Origin of the sequence: Zobellia uliginosa (genome assembly GCF_900156625.1) — a bacterium.
Classification (GTDB): domain Bacteria; phylum Bacteroidota; class Bacteroidia; order Flavobacteriales; family Flavobacteriaceae; genus Zobellia; species Zobellia uliginosa.
The window spans coordinates 202247-220193 of sequence record NZ_FTOB01000002.1; the positions used below are offsets into that span (position 1 = coordinate 202247).

The 17947-nt window shown below is 36.5% G+C and carries 16 protein-coding genes; 6 read left to right on the plus strand and 10 right to left on the minus strand.

Going from position 1 to position 17947, the window contains the following annotated elements; genetic code table 11:
* The first annotated feature begins 122 nt into the window (after positions 1 to 122).
* The 6 genes from BW980_RS22530 (at position 123) to BW980_RS22540 (ending at position 8072) form a co-directional block, all read left to right on the plus strand.
* A complete protein-coding gene (locus BW980_RS22530) occupies positions 123 to 272 on the plus strand; it encodes a hypothetical protein (protein ID WP_175609859.1) in 150 nt (49 codons plus the stop codon).
* Between the two features lie 5 nt (positions 273 to 277).
* On the plus strand, positions 278 to 430 hold the full coding sequence (locus BW980_RS22535) for a hypothetical protein (RefSeq protein WP_175609860.1): 153 nt from the start codon (positions 278 to 280) through the stop codon (positions 428 to 430).
* A gap of 62 nt (positions 431 to 492) precedes the next feature.
* Positions 493 to 1800, plus strand: a complete 1308-nt coding sequence (locus tag BW980_RS05685) for a hypothetical protein (RefSeq protein ID WP_245799966.1) — start codon at positions 493 to 495, stop codon at positions 1798 to 1800.
* Positions 1801 to 2356: 556 nt separating this feature from the next.
* Complete coding sequence (locus tag BW980_RS05695; protein WP_076453991.1) at positions 2357 to 4552, plus strand: peptidase domain-containing ABC transporter; 2196 nt, start codon at positions 2357 to 2359, stop codon at positions 4550 to 4552.
* Between the two features lie 348 nt (positions 4553 to 4900).
* Complete coding sequence (locus tag BW980_RS05705) at positions 4901 to 7270, plus strand: TonB-dependent receptor domain-containing protein (protein ID WP_076453993.1); 2370 nt, start codon at positions 4901 to 4903, stop codon at positions 7268 to 7270.
* A gap of 625 nt (positions 7271 to 7895) precedes the next feature.
* The gene (locus BW980_RS22540; RefSeq protein ID WP_175609861.1) at positions 7896 to 8072 is read left to right on the plus strand and encodes an MBL fold metallo-hydrolase; all 177 of its coding nucleotides are present in this window, start codon (positions 7896 to 7898) and stop codon (positions 8070 to 8072) included.
* Positions 8073 to 8174: 102 nt separating this feature from the next.
* On the opposite strand, the gene BW980_RS05710 is transcribed toward BW980_RS22540, so the two are convergent.
* The 10 genes from BW980_RS05710 to BW980_RS05755 all read right to left on the minus strand — a co-directional run bounded on the left by BW980_RS05710 (position 8175) and on the right by BW980_RS05755 (position 17504).
* The gene (locus tag BW980_RS05710) at positions 8175 to 8567 is read right to left on the minus strand and encodes a DUF3592 domain-containing protein (RefSeq protein ID WP_139327617.1); all 393 of its coding nucleotides are present in this window, start codon (positions 8565 to 8567) and stop codon (positions 8175 to 8177) included.
* Positions 8568 to 8697: 130 nt separating this feature from the next.
* Positions 8698 to 9180, minus strand: coding sequence for a hypothetical protein (locus BW980_RS05715; protein WP_076453995.1), 483 nt, complete (start codon positions 9178 to 9180; stop codon positions 8698 to 8700).
* Positions 9180 to 9536 carry a hypothetical protein gene (locus BW980_RS05720; protein WP_076453996.1) on the minus strand — a complete coding sequence of 119 codons (357 nt, stop codon included), beginning with the start codon at positions 9534 to 9536 and terminating at the stop codon, positions 9180 to 9182. Before BW980_RS05720 ends, BW980_RS05715 begins: the two co-directional genes overlap by 1 nt.
* Before the next feature lie 588 nt (positions 9537 to 10124).
* A complete protein-coding gene (locus tag BW980_RS05725; RefSeq protein WP_076453997.1) occupies positions 10125 to 10745 on the minus strand; it encodes a hypothetical protein in 621 nt (206 codons plus the stop codon).
* Between the two features lie 3 nt (positions 10746 to 10748).
* Positions 10749 to 12722 carry a type VI secretion system tube protein TssD gene (tssD, locus tag BW980_RS05730; RefSeq protein ID WP_076453998.1) on the minus strand — a complete coding sequence of 658 codons (1974 nt, stop codon included), beginning with the start codon at positions 12720 to 12722 and terminating at the stop codon, positions 10749 to 10751.
* A 486-nt stretch (positions 12723 to 13208) separates the two neighbouring features.
* Positions 13209 to 13982 (minus strand): hypothetical protein, encoded by a 774-nt coding sequence (locus BW980_RS05735; protein WP_139327618.1) that lies wholly within the window; start codon positions 13980 to 13982, stop codon positions 13209 to 13211.
* Between the two features lie 573 nt (positions 13983 to 14555).
* Entirely contained in the window at positions 14556 to 15140 is a 585-nt protein-coding gene (locus BW980_RS05740) for a hypothetical protein (RefSeq protein ID WP_076454000.1), read from the minus strand.
* Positions 15141 to 15207: 67 nt separating this feature from the next.
* Positions 15208 to 15645: a hypothetical protein gene (locus BW980_RS05745; RefSeq protein ID WP_076454001.1), complete on the minus strand. Its 438-nt coding sequence runs from the start codon at positions 15643 to 15645 to the stop codon at positions 15208 to 15210.
* Positions 15646 to 16195: 550 nt separating this feature from the next.
* A complete protein-coding gene (locus tag BW980_RS05750) occupies positions 16196 to 16612 on the minus strand; it encodes a hypothetical protein (RefSeq protein WP_076454002.1) in 417 nt (138 codons plus the stop codon).
* Positions 16605 to 17504 (minus strand): hypothetical protein, encoded by a 900-nt coding sequence (locus BW980_RS05755; RefSeq protein ID WP_076454003.1) that lies wholly within the window; start codon positions 17502 to 17504, stop codon positions 16605 to 16607. The genes BW980_RS05750 and BW980_RS05755 overlap by 8 nt, the downstream gene beginning before the upstream one ends.
* Between the last annotated feature and the right edge of the window lie 443 nt (positions 17505 to 17947).

Below are 17947 nucleotides of genomic sequence, written 5' to 3' on the forward strand. Positions count from 1 at the left end.
TATGCTAATAAAATAAATAAGCATATCAAGATATAACGCATACTCTTGGCCGAGAGATAGACCGAATAGCAATTAATGTCTTAAAACTAAGATTGGATCTAATAATTGTAATTTTTTTAAAAATGAAAAATTCAAACCCAGAGAAATTTTTAGATACTCAGGAATTATCAGCTCTTGAGAATCAAACATTAAAAGGAGGTACTTCAATGATCGAATCGGTCGAAGAAGAAGACAAAAAGAAAAAAGAGAAAAAAGTAACCGTTGAAAAGTAATAATTATGAAAAATTCAAACCCAGAGAAATTTTTAGACACTCAAGAACTTTCGGCTCTTGAAAACCAAACATTGACAGGTGGTAGTTCTATGGTAGAATCACTTGAAGATGCAGGTAACAAAGACAAAGAAAAGAAAAAAGAAGTTGTTGTAAAGTAAGTCTTAATAAGGTGTCGGTGTATGCCGACACCTTATTATATATGGAAAAATGATAATATAAAATGATGGAAGATACTAAAAAAGCATTGACCAAAGACTGGTGGCTATTATTTATAGAAGAAAATTTTTCTTTCACTGAGACTAAAGTATTTAAAGACGTTCTCTCTGAATCTTTGCAGGAAAATTTATATAAAGGAGTGAAAGAGATGTTGCAATCAAGAATCAACCGTCTTGATATTTCAAATGGTTTTAGACTATATCAAAAGGGAGAGGAAATTGGTGATTCCAAGGTCCGAAACCTTATAAGGGAAAACAAATTAGGCAGCCAAGAATCAATTGAATCGTATTGCAAAAGGATATTTGGGGAAAATTATGGCATTATCACCAATTATGGTGAGCGTCATTCGGATATTTTAGCTGAAAACGTTTTAGAGGCGATACAACCTCTTTTTGATATTATTGGTATTCCTCCTTGGGGAGTGGAACTTACAACCTTTATAGGTAATTATGGGTGGACTCCCTTGGGGATACATACGGACCAAAGAGGGGAAAATGTTTTGCATTTCCATCTAGGCCCTGGTAAAAAAACAATGTACACTTGGAATGAAGATGTCTATAAAGAGGTAGGTAAGGGCGTTTCAAACAATAAAGATGTAGAGCCCTTGCTCGAATACGCCCAAAAATATGAGTTTGGCCGAGGTGATCTTTACTATATGCCTTGGAATAAGCACCATATAGGTTTTTCCGGCGACTTTTCTATAGGGGTTACATTATGGTTTAATAATCCGACTAAATGCTCTTTTTCAAAACTAATGATCGAGTCGATCAAAAACATGTTTTTAAAAGACGATATGAATATTATAGAAAGTCAATTGGATTACCTGAACAACGAACAAACGTTTAACGACTTCATCGGCACTTTAAATATTTCTTCCAAAACATTAAACGAACCCTTAGTAGACTTTTTGCAGTATACCTATAAAGAATATAAAAAATGTCTGTTGAGTAATGGCGGTTGGCAAAATATTCCCTTAAGGCATCACAAGAAGGTAGAGAACACGAATCATTGTTTTCCAGAATTTGAATTCAAAAAAATTGTCGGTAGCAATGTCTTCAAAATTACACATGAGAAAGAGGAAGATCGCCTATTGGTTTATGTTAGGGGGGTACGGCTATCCTTTAAGTATTTTGAAGGCCTGGTAAAGATTATTGATATGGTCAATACCGGTAAGGTAATTGAAGTTCAAGATGTTATAGAAGAAATTGACGACTTGCCAAAAGATGTGGTGATTTATTTTTTAAAAACCTTGGTAAATAATAGAGGCCTTAAAATTCAAGAGGCCCCGTTAGAGGAAATTCAATTTCAATAGGCCTTTAACCTTCGATTTGTTGAATACGTACTGTGAAACTAAATCTAATAAAATGAATTGCATTGAATTATATGAAACGTATCGGATTAAAAAAAAGAAAGACTATAAATATGTGTTCCAGACAAACGAAGGTGTGATTTATGAATTTAGTTTTAATAGGTCCGGTATACATTATAACTCTTGCTCAACAAATAAAAATATTCTAGAGCTTACCTTGAAATGTAGCTCAGTTTGTCCTAAAAAGGATTATAGAACCTTGACAACAATTGTTCATTTTGTTAAGGAGTTCTTGATAGAATATGATGCATTTTATTTACAAACGCATAATCAGATCGAACACAAAAATACAAGAACGAAAAAACGGCGAGGATTTTCTAGGTTGAAACTTTGGACACGCATTTCAAATCGATACTTTGAGCAGTGCGATTTCCTGATGAGTCCAAATCTAAATGATTCTTATACACAGGATATACCTTGTCTCTTAATAAAAAAAGAGGCCAAGCATTATCGACAAATAGTGAGCAATTTTCATAAGTATTGTAATACGGAATTTTAAATGATAGGGTATAAAAACAGAATAAAACTTGTACGTCAGCACGATTTAATGGATTGTGGACCAGCTTCTTTGAGTATGGTGACCTATTTCTATGGCAATAAATTCCCATTGCATTACCTAAGGGAATTATGCCAAATCGGAAAGGATGGGGTTTCTATGTCGGGAATAATTCATGCCGCTAAAAAAATAGGAATGGAAACGTATTCCACCCGGTTGAATTTAGATCTATTGGTTAAAAAATTTACCAAGCCTTGTATTCTATATTGGAATAAAAATCACTTTCTTGTATTGGAATCCATTAGTAATAAGGGAGGTAATGTTAATTTTCATATTGCAGATCCCGCTCATGGAAAAGTGGTCTTGTCAGAAAAAGATTTTAAAGAACCATGGCTGAAAGGGGGGCAATCTGGTGTTGCTTTATTCTTGTCTCCGACCCATGATTTTTTCTTAAAGAAAAACAATAGCAATGTAAAAAATCATTTCAAGACCATCGTAAATTTTTTAAAGCCTTATAAGAAAAAGATATTGGTTTTGTCTTTTTTGATACTGTTGGGTAGTGCATTCAGTGTGACATTGCCATTTTTAACAGAAGCGTTGATAGATTATGGGGTTACTCCAAAAAACCTGAATTATATAAGCCTTATTCTTCTTGCCCAGTTATTTGTCTTTATAGGGATTATGACCATTAATATCTTAAGAAATTGGTTTACCTTAATTATCGGCACAAAACTCAGTGTAGATATTGTTTATTCGTATCTAGACAAGGTACTTAAACTTCCATTGAGTTTTTTCGACACAAAAAACTCTGGCGATTTTAATCAGAGAATACAAGATAATATTAAAGTAGAAAGATTCCTCACTTCTGACAGTATCTTAACGGTCTTTTCCGCCTTATTACTGTTAGTGTATTCGGGTATTCTATTTCATTATGGCACTTCGCTTTTCTTAACTTATATAGGTCTGACTCTCGTTTCGGTCTATTGGTCTTATTACTGGTTAAAAAAGAGAGAGGTAATAGACTATAAAATATTTCTTGCCAGATCCGAAAATCAAGAAGCTATTTATGAGTTTTACAACGGCATTAGAGAAATGAAGCTCAACCAATATGAGAGTTATAAAAAAAATCAATGGGTTGAATTACAAAACAACTTGCTACAGGCGAATATCAAATCATTAAAAATTGAGCAGTTTCAGTCTATCGGATTTACCTTTTTCAACCAGCTCAAAAATATTTTAGTCACATTTTTGGCAGCTAATTATGTGGTGAAAGACATTATGACCCTTGGGGCTTTGTTAAGTGTTTCATATATCATTGGTCAAATGAATTCGCCAGTACATCAATTATTATCGTTTTTCAGATCTCAACAAGATGCCTTTTTAAGTTTTAATAGATTAAGCGAGGTATATACCCAAGAAAATGAAGAAAAGGAATCCGATAAAAAACTTGACCCCGAAAAAACTCCTGTAGATATTAAAATACAAAATGTCAATTTCAAATATAATGTACTTTCCCATAAATATATTCTTCAAGATATCGATCTAACCATACCACGAGGAAAGATTACGGCCATTGTAGGGCATAGTGGAAGTGGAAAAACAACGTTGATGAAATTACTATTGAAGTTTTTTCCTCCCTTATCGGGGAAAATCTTTTATGGTTTAGATGAAATAAATGGATTGTCTTCGCAAAGTATTAGGGAAAATTCAGGAATAGTGATGCAAGATGGCTATATATTCAATGATACCATTGAAAGGAATATAGCACTGAAAGATAAAATAGTCGATAAAGAAAAATTAGAAAAGGCACTTGGGGCGGTTAATCTGTTAGGCTTCGTCAATTCATTGGCCCTAAAGGAACATACCAAAATAGGTTCGGGAGGGAATGATCTTTCGGGCGGTCAAAAACAAAGGATACTAATTGCACGGGCAATTTATAAAAATCCTAAATATATATTCTTGGATGAAGCCACTTCAGCTTTAGATGCTACCAATGAAAAAGAAGTACATAATAATTTGCAGAAGCTGTTTAAGGATAAAACGGTGGTTATAATAGCACATCGTTTAAGCACTGTTCAAAACGCCGATCAGATTATTGTTTTATCAGAAGGAAAAATGGTAGAACAAGGGACGCATACAGAATTAATAGACAAAAAAGAATTTTATTACACACTGGTTAAAGATCAATTAAATATATAAGAATAATGGGATTTAAAACATTGACAATCATTTTATTAGTTTTAGTTTTTTTGAGTTGTAGTACAACTAACCCTGTCTCATCGTCTAAGTATGAAACAGTATTCTGTACAAGCATAGACAATAGTGAGTATGCTTCGATCTATCGGATTCTTAGAGATAATTTTAATGATTTTCCAAAGAAAAGGGGTAAGAAAGTTACCTATGTAAAAAACAATATAGATTATTCGTTTCGAATAAGCTTGAAAAATAAACGCTTTAAAATGAAATATAGTAGCAATAAGGGATACAATGACCAAATAAGCGCAATGAAGTCGAAGATTGAAAATATGGTGAAGTAAGGAGAAATTTATGAGAATTAGTATAATACTTTGTGTTTTGTTGCATACGGGATTGTTATATTCCCAAAATAGCATTTTAGGTAAGGTTATAGATCAAACGGGAGAGCCATTACCCTATGCCAACATCATCTTATATCATAATGGAAATACTGATGAATTGGTAACGGGTACGGTAAGTGATGACAAAGGGGAATATGTCTTTTTAGATGTTTCAAATGGAACTTATCTGTTGGAGGTTTCTGTCCTAGGGTTTAAAACCGAAAAATCAAATCCCTTTACACTTTCCGATAAAAACCAAGATGTAAGGTTTAATTTTACTTTAAAGGAGGAGGCCCAAGCCTTGAACGAGGTAGTCGTGAAAAGCAATCGCCCGGTAATCCGACAAACCGCGGAAAAATTGATAGTTGATTTAGAGCAATCCGAAATGGTAAGTTCCAACTTACAGGATGTCATGAAAAAAGTACCAGGGATTATCGTTACCAATGGCAACATTACTTATGGAGGGCAACAAGGCGTGACCATTTTGATCAATGGCAAAACGACCGAGTATATGGATATTTCATCCTTGTTGCGCGACCTCCCCGCAGATAATATCGCAAAGGTTGAATTGGTACAACAACCTGGTGCCGAGTTTGACGCAGAGGGATCAGGTCCATTGATCAATATCATCCTTAAAAAAAATGTAAGGCTGGGCACGAATGGAAACCTTAAACTGTATTCGGGATATGACAACCGACCTGAGTATGGGGTGAGTGGTTCGATTGCCAGTTATAAGAACAAGATCAATTGGCAATTAGGTGGCGGTTATAGAAAATCGGCGTGGAGAGAAGACCTCTTTATAACCAGAAGGATCAATGGGGAGGTTTATGATCAATCGACCATTTCACCATACAATCCAAAAACGTATAGATTCAATGGGGGATTGGACTATTACATAAATGAGCATCACACCATAGGGTTTGGAACACGGTTTATTCATACCGATTCCGATAGGATTGCATCTAACAGTACAGAAATCATTGAAGACTCGTCATCGGAAACCTTGCTCACTGAAAATAGCTTTGACCGTAATAGGAAAACCTATAACATAAACCCGTACTATAAGTTCGAAGATGAGCAAAACAAGTTCATTCTAGATTTTGATTATGTTGATTATAATAACGATAATGTTAATGATTTATATCAGCTCGGGCAGAGTGAGATATCATACGACGACCAACGGTATTTTCAGAATGGAAAATATCGGATACTGACTTATAAGGGAGACTATAAACGTACTTTTGGGGAAGGTTCCAATTGGATGTTCGGAACTAAATATTCAAGGGTTTCCACTGATAGTGACTTGAACTCTTTTTTCCGGAACACTGATGGTAATTTCATTTTGGATGCTGATCAAAGCAATGGTTTTTTAGTGGATGAAGATATCTTGGCCATATATTCCAAGTTGGTAAAAAAATGGGAAAAATGGTCGTTTTCCGGTGGGTTGCGATGGGAAAACAGTAATACGAAGGGAACATCTACAAACCCCAATGAGGTAAGAAGTAGGCGAATTTCAAAATTATTTCCTAGTGCCAGTATCGATAGAAAAATCAATGACAAATTGGGGGCTAACCTGTCGTATAGCTATCGAATTTTAAGGCCTTCCTATAATTCCCTAAATGCATTTGTATATTATTACGACCCCTATACCTTTGAGCAGGGAAACCCGAATTTAAAACCTGAATTCACCAATAGTTTTCAATTTAATTTGACTTATGCCAATCAACCTTTTTTTAGTATAGCATATAAAAATACAGAGGATGCCTTGTTCGAAATTATATCGCAGAACGATGTCACGGCCCAAACCTCTCGGTCGGTAATCAACCTTGCTAAAAGGGAGAATTGGAGCTTTAGGGGTTTTGCTCCGGTCGACTTTCTTCATGGCTTGGACGGTTATGCCGGAATTATCGTAAACTATAATAAATATGCTTCGGAGAGTTTGACCCCAAAACTCGATTTGGATAAGTGGAGTTTTACGTGGTATACAAACCTGGAGTATAGCCTGCCTTGGGATATCAATTCAGAATTGACGGGATACTATACCACTGGGGGACTACAAGGGCAAATAGAACACGATTGGTTAGCGGGACTCAGTTTTGCCCTCGGTAAAAAGTTTATGGATGACAAGCTTAAAATAAATTTGGGAATTGAAGAGATTTTGAATCGAAAATTTATAGGTAGTATTAACTATGATAATATTGATGCCGATATTATAAGTGATTGGTCCCGTCAAAATGTCTATTTTCAGTTGACATACAATTTTGGTTCTAATTTTAATAAAGAAAAGGCCGAAAGGAATCCTTCCGAAGAGGAGCAAGACCGAATAAAGGATAATAATTGATTTTTATTCGGTCAGAAAAGCGGGCAAGGCTTCACCCAGAGGTAGTTTACAAGGGAAATTTTATGGATGTACGGGCGTAAGAAGCTATGACCGTTTTTAAAGCCGTAGACCCGGCCTAAACAAAAAGACCCGCAACACATCGTTTGCGGGTCTTTCGTTAACACGAGCTTACACTCTTGATTTACGCTTCTTCATCTTTTTTTCTTCCATGCGTTGAAGAATCTTCTCTTGTTTTTTTGCTTTTAATTCTGCTTTAGAACGCTTTTTTTTAGGCGCAGCCATATGAATAGATTTAATCATTATAAAATAGACCAAGAAGGCATCCTATATGTGGTTCGATTTTTTGCGTAGCGAGTAACCCGACCCAATACGACATGGGACCAGAGCAACTTTTAATAAGGTATATAGGATGCTTACAGGCACACTCGCAGGTGCCCGTTATTTCGGAAAGATGATTTTCAATTTATTGGATTCCATATAAAAACTTGACATACAGATTACCGATACAATTTAGACCTAAAGATAGCCCGATATTTGCATATTACCAAGCTTTTGAAATGCCCTTGGTCTACCCCAATATGCGAAAATAGACCTCGCCGTCCTTACGGTCGGTGACGTGGTCACCATGGGGGTAGACGACGCCATTATGGCTAGCGATTTTGTAGAATGCAATCGCGTCATAGGAGGGCATTACGACTCCTTTCCCTTTATAAAAATCGACCATGGGGCGGCCCAAGAAAAGTTTAAAAAGGCCGAAAAGGAATTACTGCTGTTGGAAGTAGGGGAGTCCGTCACGATTTAAAGGACTTTTATCGCCTAAAAAAGCCCAAAAATCTTGATTTCCGGGCTTTTTCCTTCCAATATGGCCTTGTTTTGTGTATGGGGCCTATTGGTAATCGTTTTTCTACATACCGGCAATGCCAACCAAAGTCGATAGGAGTCCGATTACTAGAAAAAATATGCTACTCTTTAAGTAATGGCCCGAGGATCGACATGTGGAGATTTCCGGCGATTTTTTCCAAACCATAAGGGCTATAGATTCGCCTTTCATGGATTGGGGTTTGAACAGGTGTTTTTCTTCGTCGCTTATTTCCGTATGGGTATATTCCTTATCCTTGACTTCATACCTATAGGTGATTTCCGTCATGTGCACTTTTCTTCCAATACCCTGTTCCTTATACTCCGCTTTGGTAACGGTTCCCTTCATTTTGATTCCAGTGACAAAGAGGAAATACTTTCTGAAATGTATTCCGCCCCAAATGAGTAATCCAACTCCGAATAATAAGGGTAAGATCATATCTTTCTTGGTAAAATGGATGGTTTTGTTCCATTGGTTTTAAGGAAAGTCATTTAGACCTATCGGACTAAAGCGTTTCCTTCCAACTATAGGGAAGTTCTTGCCAAGATGATGCGTAATCGGAATGGGATCAAGCTTCTACAATGGTCACGGACTTTTCTATAGCGGTCTTAAATTCTAGGTATTTTTCAGTAGACTCAAAGTAATCGTGAAAAAATTCATATCTATTTTTTCCGTTATCAGAGTAAATGATAACAGATTCCCCATCATCTGAACTATCTTTTTCATATAGTTCGGATACATCTTTAAAATCGACACTGAGCGTTGATTTTTTATGGGGAAAGACCAATCCGTTTTTACTGATTTTAATGTTGCTACTATTTTGAACGGAATCTTTGTATTGTTTGAATTTATAAATCGAATATACCAGTAACAAAATAGATATAGTTCCCGCTACATAGTAACTATTGGGCGATTCAAGTATGTTTCTGCCTTTATAGGCAATATTGAGGTCATATTGATAGCAGTAAAAGGCTATACCCAAAAAAACAAAGGGCGGTAAGAAGGTCCAATACGAAAACTTGCTTTTGTATATAAATAGTTTTTGTTCCATTAGTCTTTTTGTATTTCAAGTAAGAGCTTCTCGACTTCTTCGGCCACTTTATTTTGCGAACCCGATATTATCATATGCACAAGAATGGCCAGTATGCCCCTTTGTGTCATGTTATTGACAAAAGTGCTGGGGGGCACGGGATGAACATCGACTATACTTGATTCCAATAGGTTGATCTTGGCGCCGGCAGTAGCACTCTTTTTAACCAGAATACATTTTTTGCCAGGGGTGATCGATAAAGAGCCGTCAGTTACCCATTGATCTTGCACGATAGATAAGGTCAAATCGGTTTTTGTCTTTAGGAATTCCATAATTTCCTCTAGGGAATTATACTGGCTCAATAAGTGTCTTTTCATCTTTTTTGTTTTAACTATTTTATAACGATGTATACATGTACTTCTACCTCTATCGCCCGTTATTTGGGGCAACCCAATTTTCTCTACTTAAGATTTTTATAAAAGAGGATTTTTTTTCTTACATGAAAACGTAGTCACTGTAAAAAAATTGCTTTAGGTACATACTTCTATTTAGTGTAGGTTTTGTCTTTCATTATTCTTTTTTTTAGCAAAAAGCTTGCAGTAGAAGTTGTTTTTAAAGTGGAAGTTGACCTGGGGGAATTACTGCCCCATAGGACGTTATAGCGTAGGCTAGGGGCGAGATGGCGCGCTGGCGAAGCAACTTAAGAGTTGCTTGGCAGGGATGTTGTTTAGAGGGCACGGGCGTCAGGCTCAGGATCGTGGGGGCTCAAACAAAGAAGTAGCCCATCTATGTGGGAACTATACATGGAGCTAACCCCATCGGTTTACGAACCGCGTATACAGCCTGTCTCGCGCCGGCTGCGGGAAGACCCGCTCGACACGTACTGAGCCTAGTCGAGGATAGCTTGGTATGAGCGGTGCACTCCATCATTTGATGGGGAGCCATCCACTCGATTCTAAACCGTTTTATTCTTCAGAAGCATAAGGTTCTTCGTATTCCTTAATGATTTTTCCTGTAATACCATCTATTATTATAACACCTAAAAGCATATCTTCCTCACTTTTGTTATAGGTTATAGCCCAAAAAGGTTTTTCGGTTTCCTTACCAATATTTTCAGTACCGAAGCCAAAACTTCTTGTAACTTCAAAACCATAGGCATCCATATCTAACTTTCTGTTTTTAATAAGTTTTAAAATATCTTCCCAAATAAATTTATAGGGAGCATCATAATCTGTTTCTTTTATTAAATTGCCTTTTTCATCATATTCTTTCCAGATACCTTTCTGAAAAAAGTTTTGAAAAATTTGCCCTTCTAATTTGATATTTCCGCTTTTGTAATATCGATTGATAGATTGAAAAAATGATTCTTTAGATTTTACCGTCTCATAGTATTCATAGACATCATCAGATTGTTTTGTAACTGTACTATCATCACTTATAAATGTATATTCATTTAAACGATTTTTGTTTTTATTAAATGTTTCTATATCAAAAGTTTTCATTTTTGTAGTTTTTTGTGGATCATTTTGCGCTTTGCAGTTTGTAAAAAGCACTAATAGTATTGTATATTTTAATAGTATTTTCATTGTTTATTCCTTTTTAAGGTCTTTGTTTGACCAGAGTTTTTTCCATTGCCATAACCAAATATGTTTTCTTGTAGCAGAATAATCCATAATATTTTGCGTAGCTTTCTTTTTGTAACCATAGGTTGCGCTATTATCAAAACTATGTCTTAACCCCATACAATGTAATAACTCGTGTGTTACAGTTGCCTTACGTTTACCAGCAAACATAATAGCTGATTGAGAGTTGAAGCCGTTAGCATATCCTGCTAGTTTTACAATTTTCACTACTTTATCCGTTCTACCACCTGTATCTCCAAAGAAGAACACTTTAAAATAGTCCTTATATTTTGGCAGTTCTTTGTTTAAGGTCATTTCCATATACTCGGCTAAACTATTTCCTCCTTTATTATGATATTTGTTAAGTATTTTTTTACCATTTAGATCTAATAATGTATAACTTTTGTTAAAATCGGGATATTTTGGTTTTTTAGTTGTTGGATCTAATTCAGTCAACTTAAAATCAATTTCGTCTAATTCTAGTTTGGTATAGGCTTGTTTTAAATAACGCGCTAACATCTCCTTTTCAGGTTTTCCTGTCTTGTTTGTTGTATTACCTTTTAATTTTATACCACTATATAGTTCAGTTTCAATTTTTACAAAAACTACCTGAACTTTTTTACGATTGGCTTTATCATTTTTTATGATGTTAAGTTGTCCTAATTGGCGTTTTTGGTACATTACTTTTATAACTTGGTCTGTACTAAACTCTTTAATACACTCAATGGTTAAATGGTCGTCCAACCTTTTTTTTCCTTTGCTTTGTGCGGGTATTTTTTCAGTATTTAGTTTAAAAAGTGTTTTGTCGTACTCAAAAGTTAAATCTAGCTTTTTAGGGTTTTTAATTGTCTCTATCTGTAAACTTAATATCTGCGTTTCTTTTGGGTATATGGTCAACCAACTTTGTATGTATTCATATGCGCTACCATCTGGGTTTTTATGCCAATCTAGAGGTATGGTATCGTAAATATCACATTTTAATTCTTTGTATTTAAAGTCTGTTTTATATTTGGTAAATTTATTTACGCCCTTTATGGATTTGTTTGTGCCTAAGATGTCTTTATAGGTCAGTTTGTCGTCCTTGTCCTTTTTATCTCGCATAAAATCAAAACCGTATTCGCCATCGTAATTTTTGCTTGGTCTAAAATCTACAATTACCTTTGGAGGAGGTATAACTTGCAGAACATTACTTTCTTTATTGGTTCCCTTATAGCTTACCTTGGCAATTAAACCGTCTATTTCTGCAATTCTAAAGTCATCCCATTCTTCTTTGATTTTTAGGGAGCTTATTTGCACAGTTCCTTCATCGGTTAAATATTCGGTAAATGTTAATGATTTCGTGCCCTCTTCGAACTCGGTACCATCTTCTTTTTCAATGATGATTTCAACGCTACCGCCTTCGGCGTTCGTTACTTTGACCTCCAATGCTACTTTTTCTTGGTAGGTGGTCTCTTCAATTGTTTCTCCTTCAACAGTTTTCCACTTTACCGATGCCAATTTTGGTTTTGGCACAATGGATTCGGGCGTTATGTTATTTGCCAAATTAGAAAGGTCGGTTATCTTCCATGGTTTTTCGAATACCATATAGCCTATTCGTAGTATGCCTGGGGAGAAAACGTAGGTATCGATATTGATAGAATGCCCATCATAATTTCTTTGGTAGTTTACTATATAGGTGTCAAAGAACTCATAATCGATAAGTTTTGACGTTCCATCGCGGTTATAAAACCGAATATGACCGTTGCACATAGTGTCGGGCGCAACGGCTAGCCTCAATAAATCAGTATTGTCATCTGCTTCTAAGATAACGGTAAATAATCCTCCATGTGGAACTGAAGTTGGCTTAAAAGTATTGGAGTTGACCCTTTGGTAGAATTGAATATTGGTGTCTAAAATGTTTCTTTTTCTCCCATTAATAGAAAGTTTTGCTAAAAAGCTCATATTTGATTTGTTACTTTTAGGTATAATTTAAACAACGTTAATATAAGAAAATTCTTATTTTCTTAGGTTGTTTATCTGTAAAGGATTTAGAGCGGTTCGGCTATGCGTAGTGTAGGATTTAGAACCTCGTTCTATCAGATTACCGCAATGCTTTTTTAGAAATTGTAAACTTCAATTTTACAACAAAACTCGCATTATGTATAGCCGTTCTGCCTGTTGCACAGATTAACAAAAAAGTGCTTTTGGATTATCCCCTGCTGGCGCAAGCGTCACGCTTGTGCCCATATACTGCTGTGTTTATCACCAATGGCCTGACATGTACAGCCTGTTGCCAGGTCTTCAATTTACCGTTTTTCTTTTTTGGTCAGTGTGTTGGTTTTTGTTGGGGTTAGAAATACATCCCCCGCCCTTCGGGCACCCCCTTCGAAGGGGGATTCATTGTCTGTTGCAGGCACGAGCGTGACGCTCGCGCTAGCGGGGGAGGATTTATCTTATCTTATCCAGTTCCTTTAGTATTTTAAAATACTCCCTTGGAAATTCTTCACGAAACAAGCGTCCAAAATCCTCGTAATGCTCACGGCCGAAATCAATGCGCAACGAGATAAATTCAAATATGGAATCGGTAGTCCTCGTCAGTTTCCAAGGGGGAATTTCACTTCTGATCAGTTTTTCATAGAAATCGTAGCCTTGTAAGAACGCCCTCCCTTTTGGGGTTTGTTCCATCCATTCCCTTACCACGGGCTTCATTGCGCGTGCATTGCAAATGTTAAAGAATTGACGCCAAAAGGTTATTTCGGCCTCGTAGATTGATTCCCTGTTCTTTTTTGATCGGAACATGGGATTATATAACATAAAGGGAAGTATACCTCCCCGTTTGTATTTTCTATAATTGTGCTTTTCGATGATTTCCCGTTCGCCTATGGTGTAACTCCACATATCGGCGTAGGAATTGATATTGATCGAATCTTTCTTGATTAATAGAAACAAGCCAAAGTGTATCGCAAGGGGGTATAGGTAAAACAGGAGTGATGGCCACCAAAACCAGTCGTAATCTACGATTAGCGTTTTGTTGGACTGCAATTGCTTTATCTCCCTTCTTTTATCATGCCATATGGTCAGGCCGTATTTTTCAATAAAGCCTATGTTCGTATTTATATTCTTCTGTGGCTCTTTGTATTCGGTCGTAAAGGGTTGGGATATGGTATCGTTAAGCCATAGGTACAGAATCCTTTTATTCTCTATTCCTCTAGACCTTTTCATCTCATATTTTTTGAGCTCTCCACTTGAAATATCAAAGTCGGATAGAAAGGGTTTTTTAAAAAGTTGGTATACAAGTAGTAGCAAAAGGAGAAAAGCACCTTTTATAAAAAGGATTCTGGGACTCCACCAAAATGATTCCATGATTATTATAAATATTTGGTTCGTCGGCTTCTGGTGGTATAGTTAGGCCGCCGTGGTCCGGCTAGTACGGACAACGGGATGTCCCCCGCCGGTGAGGGATTCTTATGGAGGCCGATATAAACGGTCGCTTTGAAAATGTTATGGCCCGAACTATTTATGGGGTGGGGCACAGGTAAGATAAATTCCATATTGAATTATGATTTTTCAGACCTTAATTTATAATTTTTAACTTTTTTGGTCGGCGCGTTGGTTTTTGTTGGGGTTAGAAATACATCCCCCGCCCTTCGGAGGGGGGAATTGCTCCCTTGAGGACGCATAGCGTAATGTCCCCTTGAGAACGCCGTCTGCGTTAGCAGCGGGCGAGATGGTGCTTTTCAGGGGTGTTCTGAGTAAGGAACCAGGGTGACGCTCGCGTTAGGAGGGGGGCACACCTTATTGCTCCAGGCTATTGATGATTACATTGATGTCCCCAAGATTGATGTGCTTGGCCATTTGTTTGGCGACCACATAGGGGTCCGGAATTTTTTCCTCCTTGATATCGGTGCGTACTACGTATTCTATTGACGATATCCAGTCCTTTGAGGAGAAAAAATAATAAACGTTCGAGTATTCATAGCCTATCAGCTCGGTAAGATTATAGTCCTTATAGATTTCAGTGAAATTTTCCCGGAACAGAATTTTCCGTCCATTTATTTCCGTGGTGCCATCAATTTCGTTCTCTTTCACAAAATTATCCTGTATGACCGAAAGGGTCTCTAAATCTAAAATATCGGAAATATCCTTGATGTTGTTGGTGATGGGGTTCATGGCCTGTGGGCTTACAGAAACGGTTTTGATGATGGTTTCGTTTCCAATGCTTACCGTATCCGTTAGTTGTATGGGCATACCGTCCGTATCCGATAGGGTAAAGTCGCTTTTAATTTTAAAATTCAAGTGTTCGGCTTTTATGCTTTGCAGTTGCGAAAAGGCCGCGGTATAAAGCAATAAGGCTATTAGGGTGAGGCTATTCGTTTTCATTTTTTTCTTTATAAATATTTGTCTGTGTTATGGGTGCTACAGGGCGGGCATGAGGCTCAGGAGTGTGTTATTTTCGTTTTCTCTTTTTTCGATTTTTGTAATTCCTCCAAAACTTTGGTTTGGGCATTGTATTTTCAACAATTTCAATTCCTTTGTTTCTCAAAATCATTTCAATCAGTTCAGGTTTTTGGTCGAACAGCATTGCTAAATACTTGATTGATACACCTTTTAGGTAATTTTGTTGAATTTTTTCTTGGTCAGATTCGGTTATATACTTTAATTCCGGGTTCGATTCTTTCTGAAGTTTTGCTTGATAATTTTGAAGTACTTTAATAATGTCCAATAATACAGAAGGGTTTATTTTAAGAGTCTTTGATTTTTTGTTAGTGTTTAAAATCGTTTGTACAATTTCGATATATAATCGACCATTACCATGTTCCACCAAATCGATAAGAAAATTACTTTTGTCAAATTCAAGTTGAGTGGTTTCCAATATCGTTTTCATTGCTAAAACTCTTTCTTCCGTTTATGGATGTGCTGCAAACTGATTTCAATTCTTTGTTTCCCAAAAAAAGAAATGTCCATTCGATAGATATAGAATTCGATTAACACCCATATCTCCCAATTTCTAAGTATAAATACAGTTGCATTTGGGTGCTTTTTATGTATTATAACGCTGTGTTTGAGTTCAATATTTTGTTGCGGGTATACTCAGGAGTGTAAGGCTTGGGGTAGTAGGTGAACGGCATGGGCGTTATGCTCGTGCTAGTGGGGGCAACTTTGCCCTCGGTTTTGTCTATTCGTCTTCGAAAGAACATCCCCCGCCCTTCGGGCACCCCCTTCGAAGGGGGAATTGCTCCCTTGAGGACGCATAGCGTAATGTCCCCTTGAGGGGACAGAAAAGTAGTCTTAGACTACTTTTCAGGGGTGTTCTTTCGTCGAAACGGCGCGCTGGCAAAGCGGCCTTGGGCTGCTTTTCAGGGGTGTTTTGAGCAGGAAAGGGTGACGCTCGCGCTAGGGGTATAGCAAATGTTTTGTCCAGTTAGATTGTTTGTTTACTTGATTTTGTAGAAAAAATTATCTCCAAAACAACGACTGAAATATTCGGTTTCTGGTTGTTTTCCCATACTGATGCCACCCGTCTTGCTGTTGTCTGAAACCCTAAAATAACTACAGAAACCAGAGGTCAACCCCGCAAGGGTGAATTCCTTCCAGTTTGGCCCCAACTCTTCTTTGAGTTGCTCTTCCGTCATTTCGGTTAAGTCCTCTCTTGGAGACCAACCTGTTCCATTTTCAATGGATTGTTGAAAATAATAGCCGGATTCATCTTTTTTTATTACGAATTCTGTCTTTCCATTTTTTGTTGACGAATATTCGCCTAAAAGATGTTCATTTGAAAATGTCGCTTTTTCTTTTTGAGAGCAAGCTGTAATTAGTATTAAGGTCATTACGATGGATAAATTCTTAAGCATTTTTGTCTTTTTTAAATAATACTGGAATAGTGGAAATAATAATGACGCAACAACCATATATTATATTTTGAAAATTGGTATGAAAAAGGCTGATAATTAGCGTGATAACTGCAAGTCCAGTAAGAATGAAAAGCGAAATTTTAAATTTGGAAAAATTCATACTTAACAAAAATGCAGTTAAGAGTCCGCCATAAAACAAGATTGGTTTTGCATACAGAAGAAAATGGTCTATAAAGCCCAAAGAGGCTGACGAACTTCTTTCTCCAGTTTGAACAAACACGAATTCAACTTGTGATGAATCCATTAGAATTACCCCAAATATTATCATAATATAAACAGGGGAACCTTTCCATTTTTTGTTCATATATGGGAATATTTTCTCCATTTCTAAATTTTGGATTTTTTCCGGTAATTCAGTCAACGAGACTAGAAGTAAAGAAACTACGCTGAAAATAATAGGGAAAATATAGGAATCGTAGGACAGAATGAATAAAGTAAAAACACCTAACAAAGTGAATAAAACTATTTTCACATTCTTGTTAACGTTTACTCTACTGATCAAAAGATTGATTCCTAAATAAATTAGGGAAATCGCTATGGTCGGTTTTAATATCCGCTCGTTGAAAAGCATAAAATCTGCTTGTGAAGAAAAATCAAATCTAAAGTAATTGTTTATGTAAGTCGATTTGGTGTAAAAATTAGATAGAACACCGATTATAATTAGTAAAACTCCTAAGATTTGATTTGTATTTCTTTGTTTGACCTTGCTTTTTTTGAGAGCATCTTTTATTTCCTGTGTTGCGTATTCCCTCTTTAAAAGCTCTTGAGCTATTCTTACCTTATTGTATTTTTTATAGACTAAATCAGATACTACTTTTGATATTTCTTCCATTTGGTCGGTTTTTTATAATTAGCTACAACAATCGTATAGACGTATCCTTATACACCTATACCTCATTATATAGGGGTATAAAACAATAGTTTTCGGCTATCCAAATTCGCTTACAATATAAAAATTTTTATAATTAATTTCTTACGTAAAAGGGTAAGTGCAACCTGATTTTGGGTACGGGTGAGACGCTCACCTATCGGGTATGGGTACCGTTTTATATGGTTTTTGTTACGTATTATAACGTTGACTTTCAGTTGAATATTTTATGGGTGTCCCGTTCACGAATGGGAAATTGCCCCTTGAGGACGCCGTCTGCGTTAGCAGCGGGCGAGATGGTGCGCTGGCAAAGCACCTCAAGAGGTGCTTTTCAGGGGTGTTTTTGCGGGATGAGCGAGAGGATTGGGGTAGCAAAACCGCCATAAAAGCGGTTATGGAGGTGGTTG

What these genes read in the sequence shown, in the direction of transcription:
- BW980_RS05695 (WP_076453991.1), top strand. Translation starts at nt 2,357, where the DNA reads ATGATAGGGTATAAAAACAGAATAAAACTTGTACGTCAGCACGATTTA.
- tssD (WP_076453998.1), bottom strand. Translation starts at nt 12,722, where the DNA reads ATGAGCTTTTTAGCAAAACTTTCTATTAATGGGAGAAAAAGAAACATT.
- BW980_RS05720 (WP_076453996.1), bottom strand. Translation starts at nt 9,536, where the DNA reads ATGAAAAGACACTTATTGAGCCAGTATAATTCCCTAGAGGAAATTATG.
- BW980_RS22530 (WP_175609859.1), top strand. Translation starts at nt 123, where the DNA reads ATGAAAAATTCAAACCCAGAGAAATTTTTAGATACTCAGGAATTATCA.
- BW980_RS05745 (WP_076454001.1), bottom strand. Translation starts at nt 15,645, where the DNA reads ATGAAAACGATATTGGAAACCACTCAACTTGAATTTGACAAAAGTAAT.
- BW980_RS05735 (WP_139327618.1), bottom strand. Translation starts at nt 13,982, where the DNA reads ATGAAAAGGTCTAGAGGAATAGAGAATAAAAGGATTCTGTACCTATGG.
- BW980_RS05685 (WP_245799966.1), top strand. Translation starts at nt 493, where the DNA reads ATGATGGAAGATACTAAAAAAGCATTGACCAAAGACTGGTGGCTATTA.
- BW980_RS05725 (WP_076453997.1), bottom strand. Translation starts at nt 10,745, where the DNA reads ATGAAAATACTATTAAAATATACAATACTATTAGTGCTTTTTACAAAC.
- BW980_RS05715 (WP_076453995.1), bottom strand. Translation starts at nt 9,180, where the DNA reads ATGGAACAAAAACTATTTATATACAAAAGCAAGTTTTCGTATTGGACC.
- BW980_RS05740 (WP_076454000.1), bottom strand. Translation starts at nt 15,140, where the DNA reads ATGAAAACGAATAGCCTCACCCTAATAGCCTTATTGCTTTATACCGCG.
- BW980_RS05705 (WP_076453993.1), top strand. Translation starts at nt 4,901, where the DNA reads ATGAGAATTAGTATAATACTTTGTGTTTTGTTGCATACGGGATTGTTA.
- BW980_RS05710 (WP_139327617.1), bottom strand. Translation starts at nt 8,567, where the DNA reads ATGATCTTACCCTTATTATTCGGAGTTGGATTACTCATTTGGGGCGGA.
- BW980_RS05755 (WP_076454003.1), bottom strand. Translation starts at nt 17,504, where the DNA reads ATGGAAGAAATATCAAAAGTAGTATCTGATTTAGTCTATAAAAAATAC.
- BW980_RS22540 (WP_175609861.1), top strand. Translation starts at nt 7,896, where the DNA reads ATGGGGGTAGACGACGCCATTATGGCTAGCGATTTTGTAGAATGCAAT.
- BW980_RS22535 (WP_175609860.1), top strand. Translation starts at nt 278, where the DNA reads ATGAAAAATTCAAACCCAGAGAAATTTTTAGACACTCAAGAACTTTCG.
- BW980_RS05750 (WP_076454002.1), bottom strand. Translation starts at nt 16,612, where the DNA reads ATGCTTAAGAATTTATCCATCGTAATGACCTTAATACTAATTACAGCT.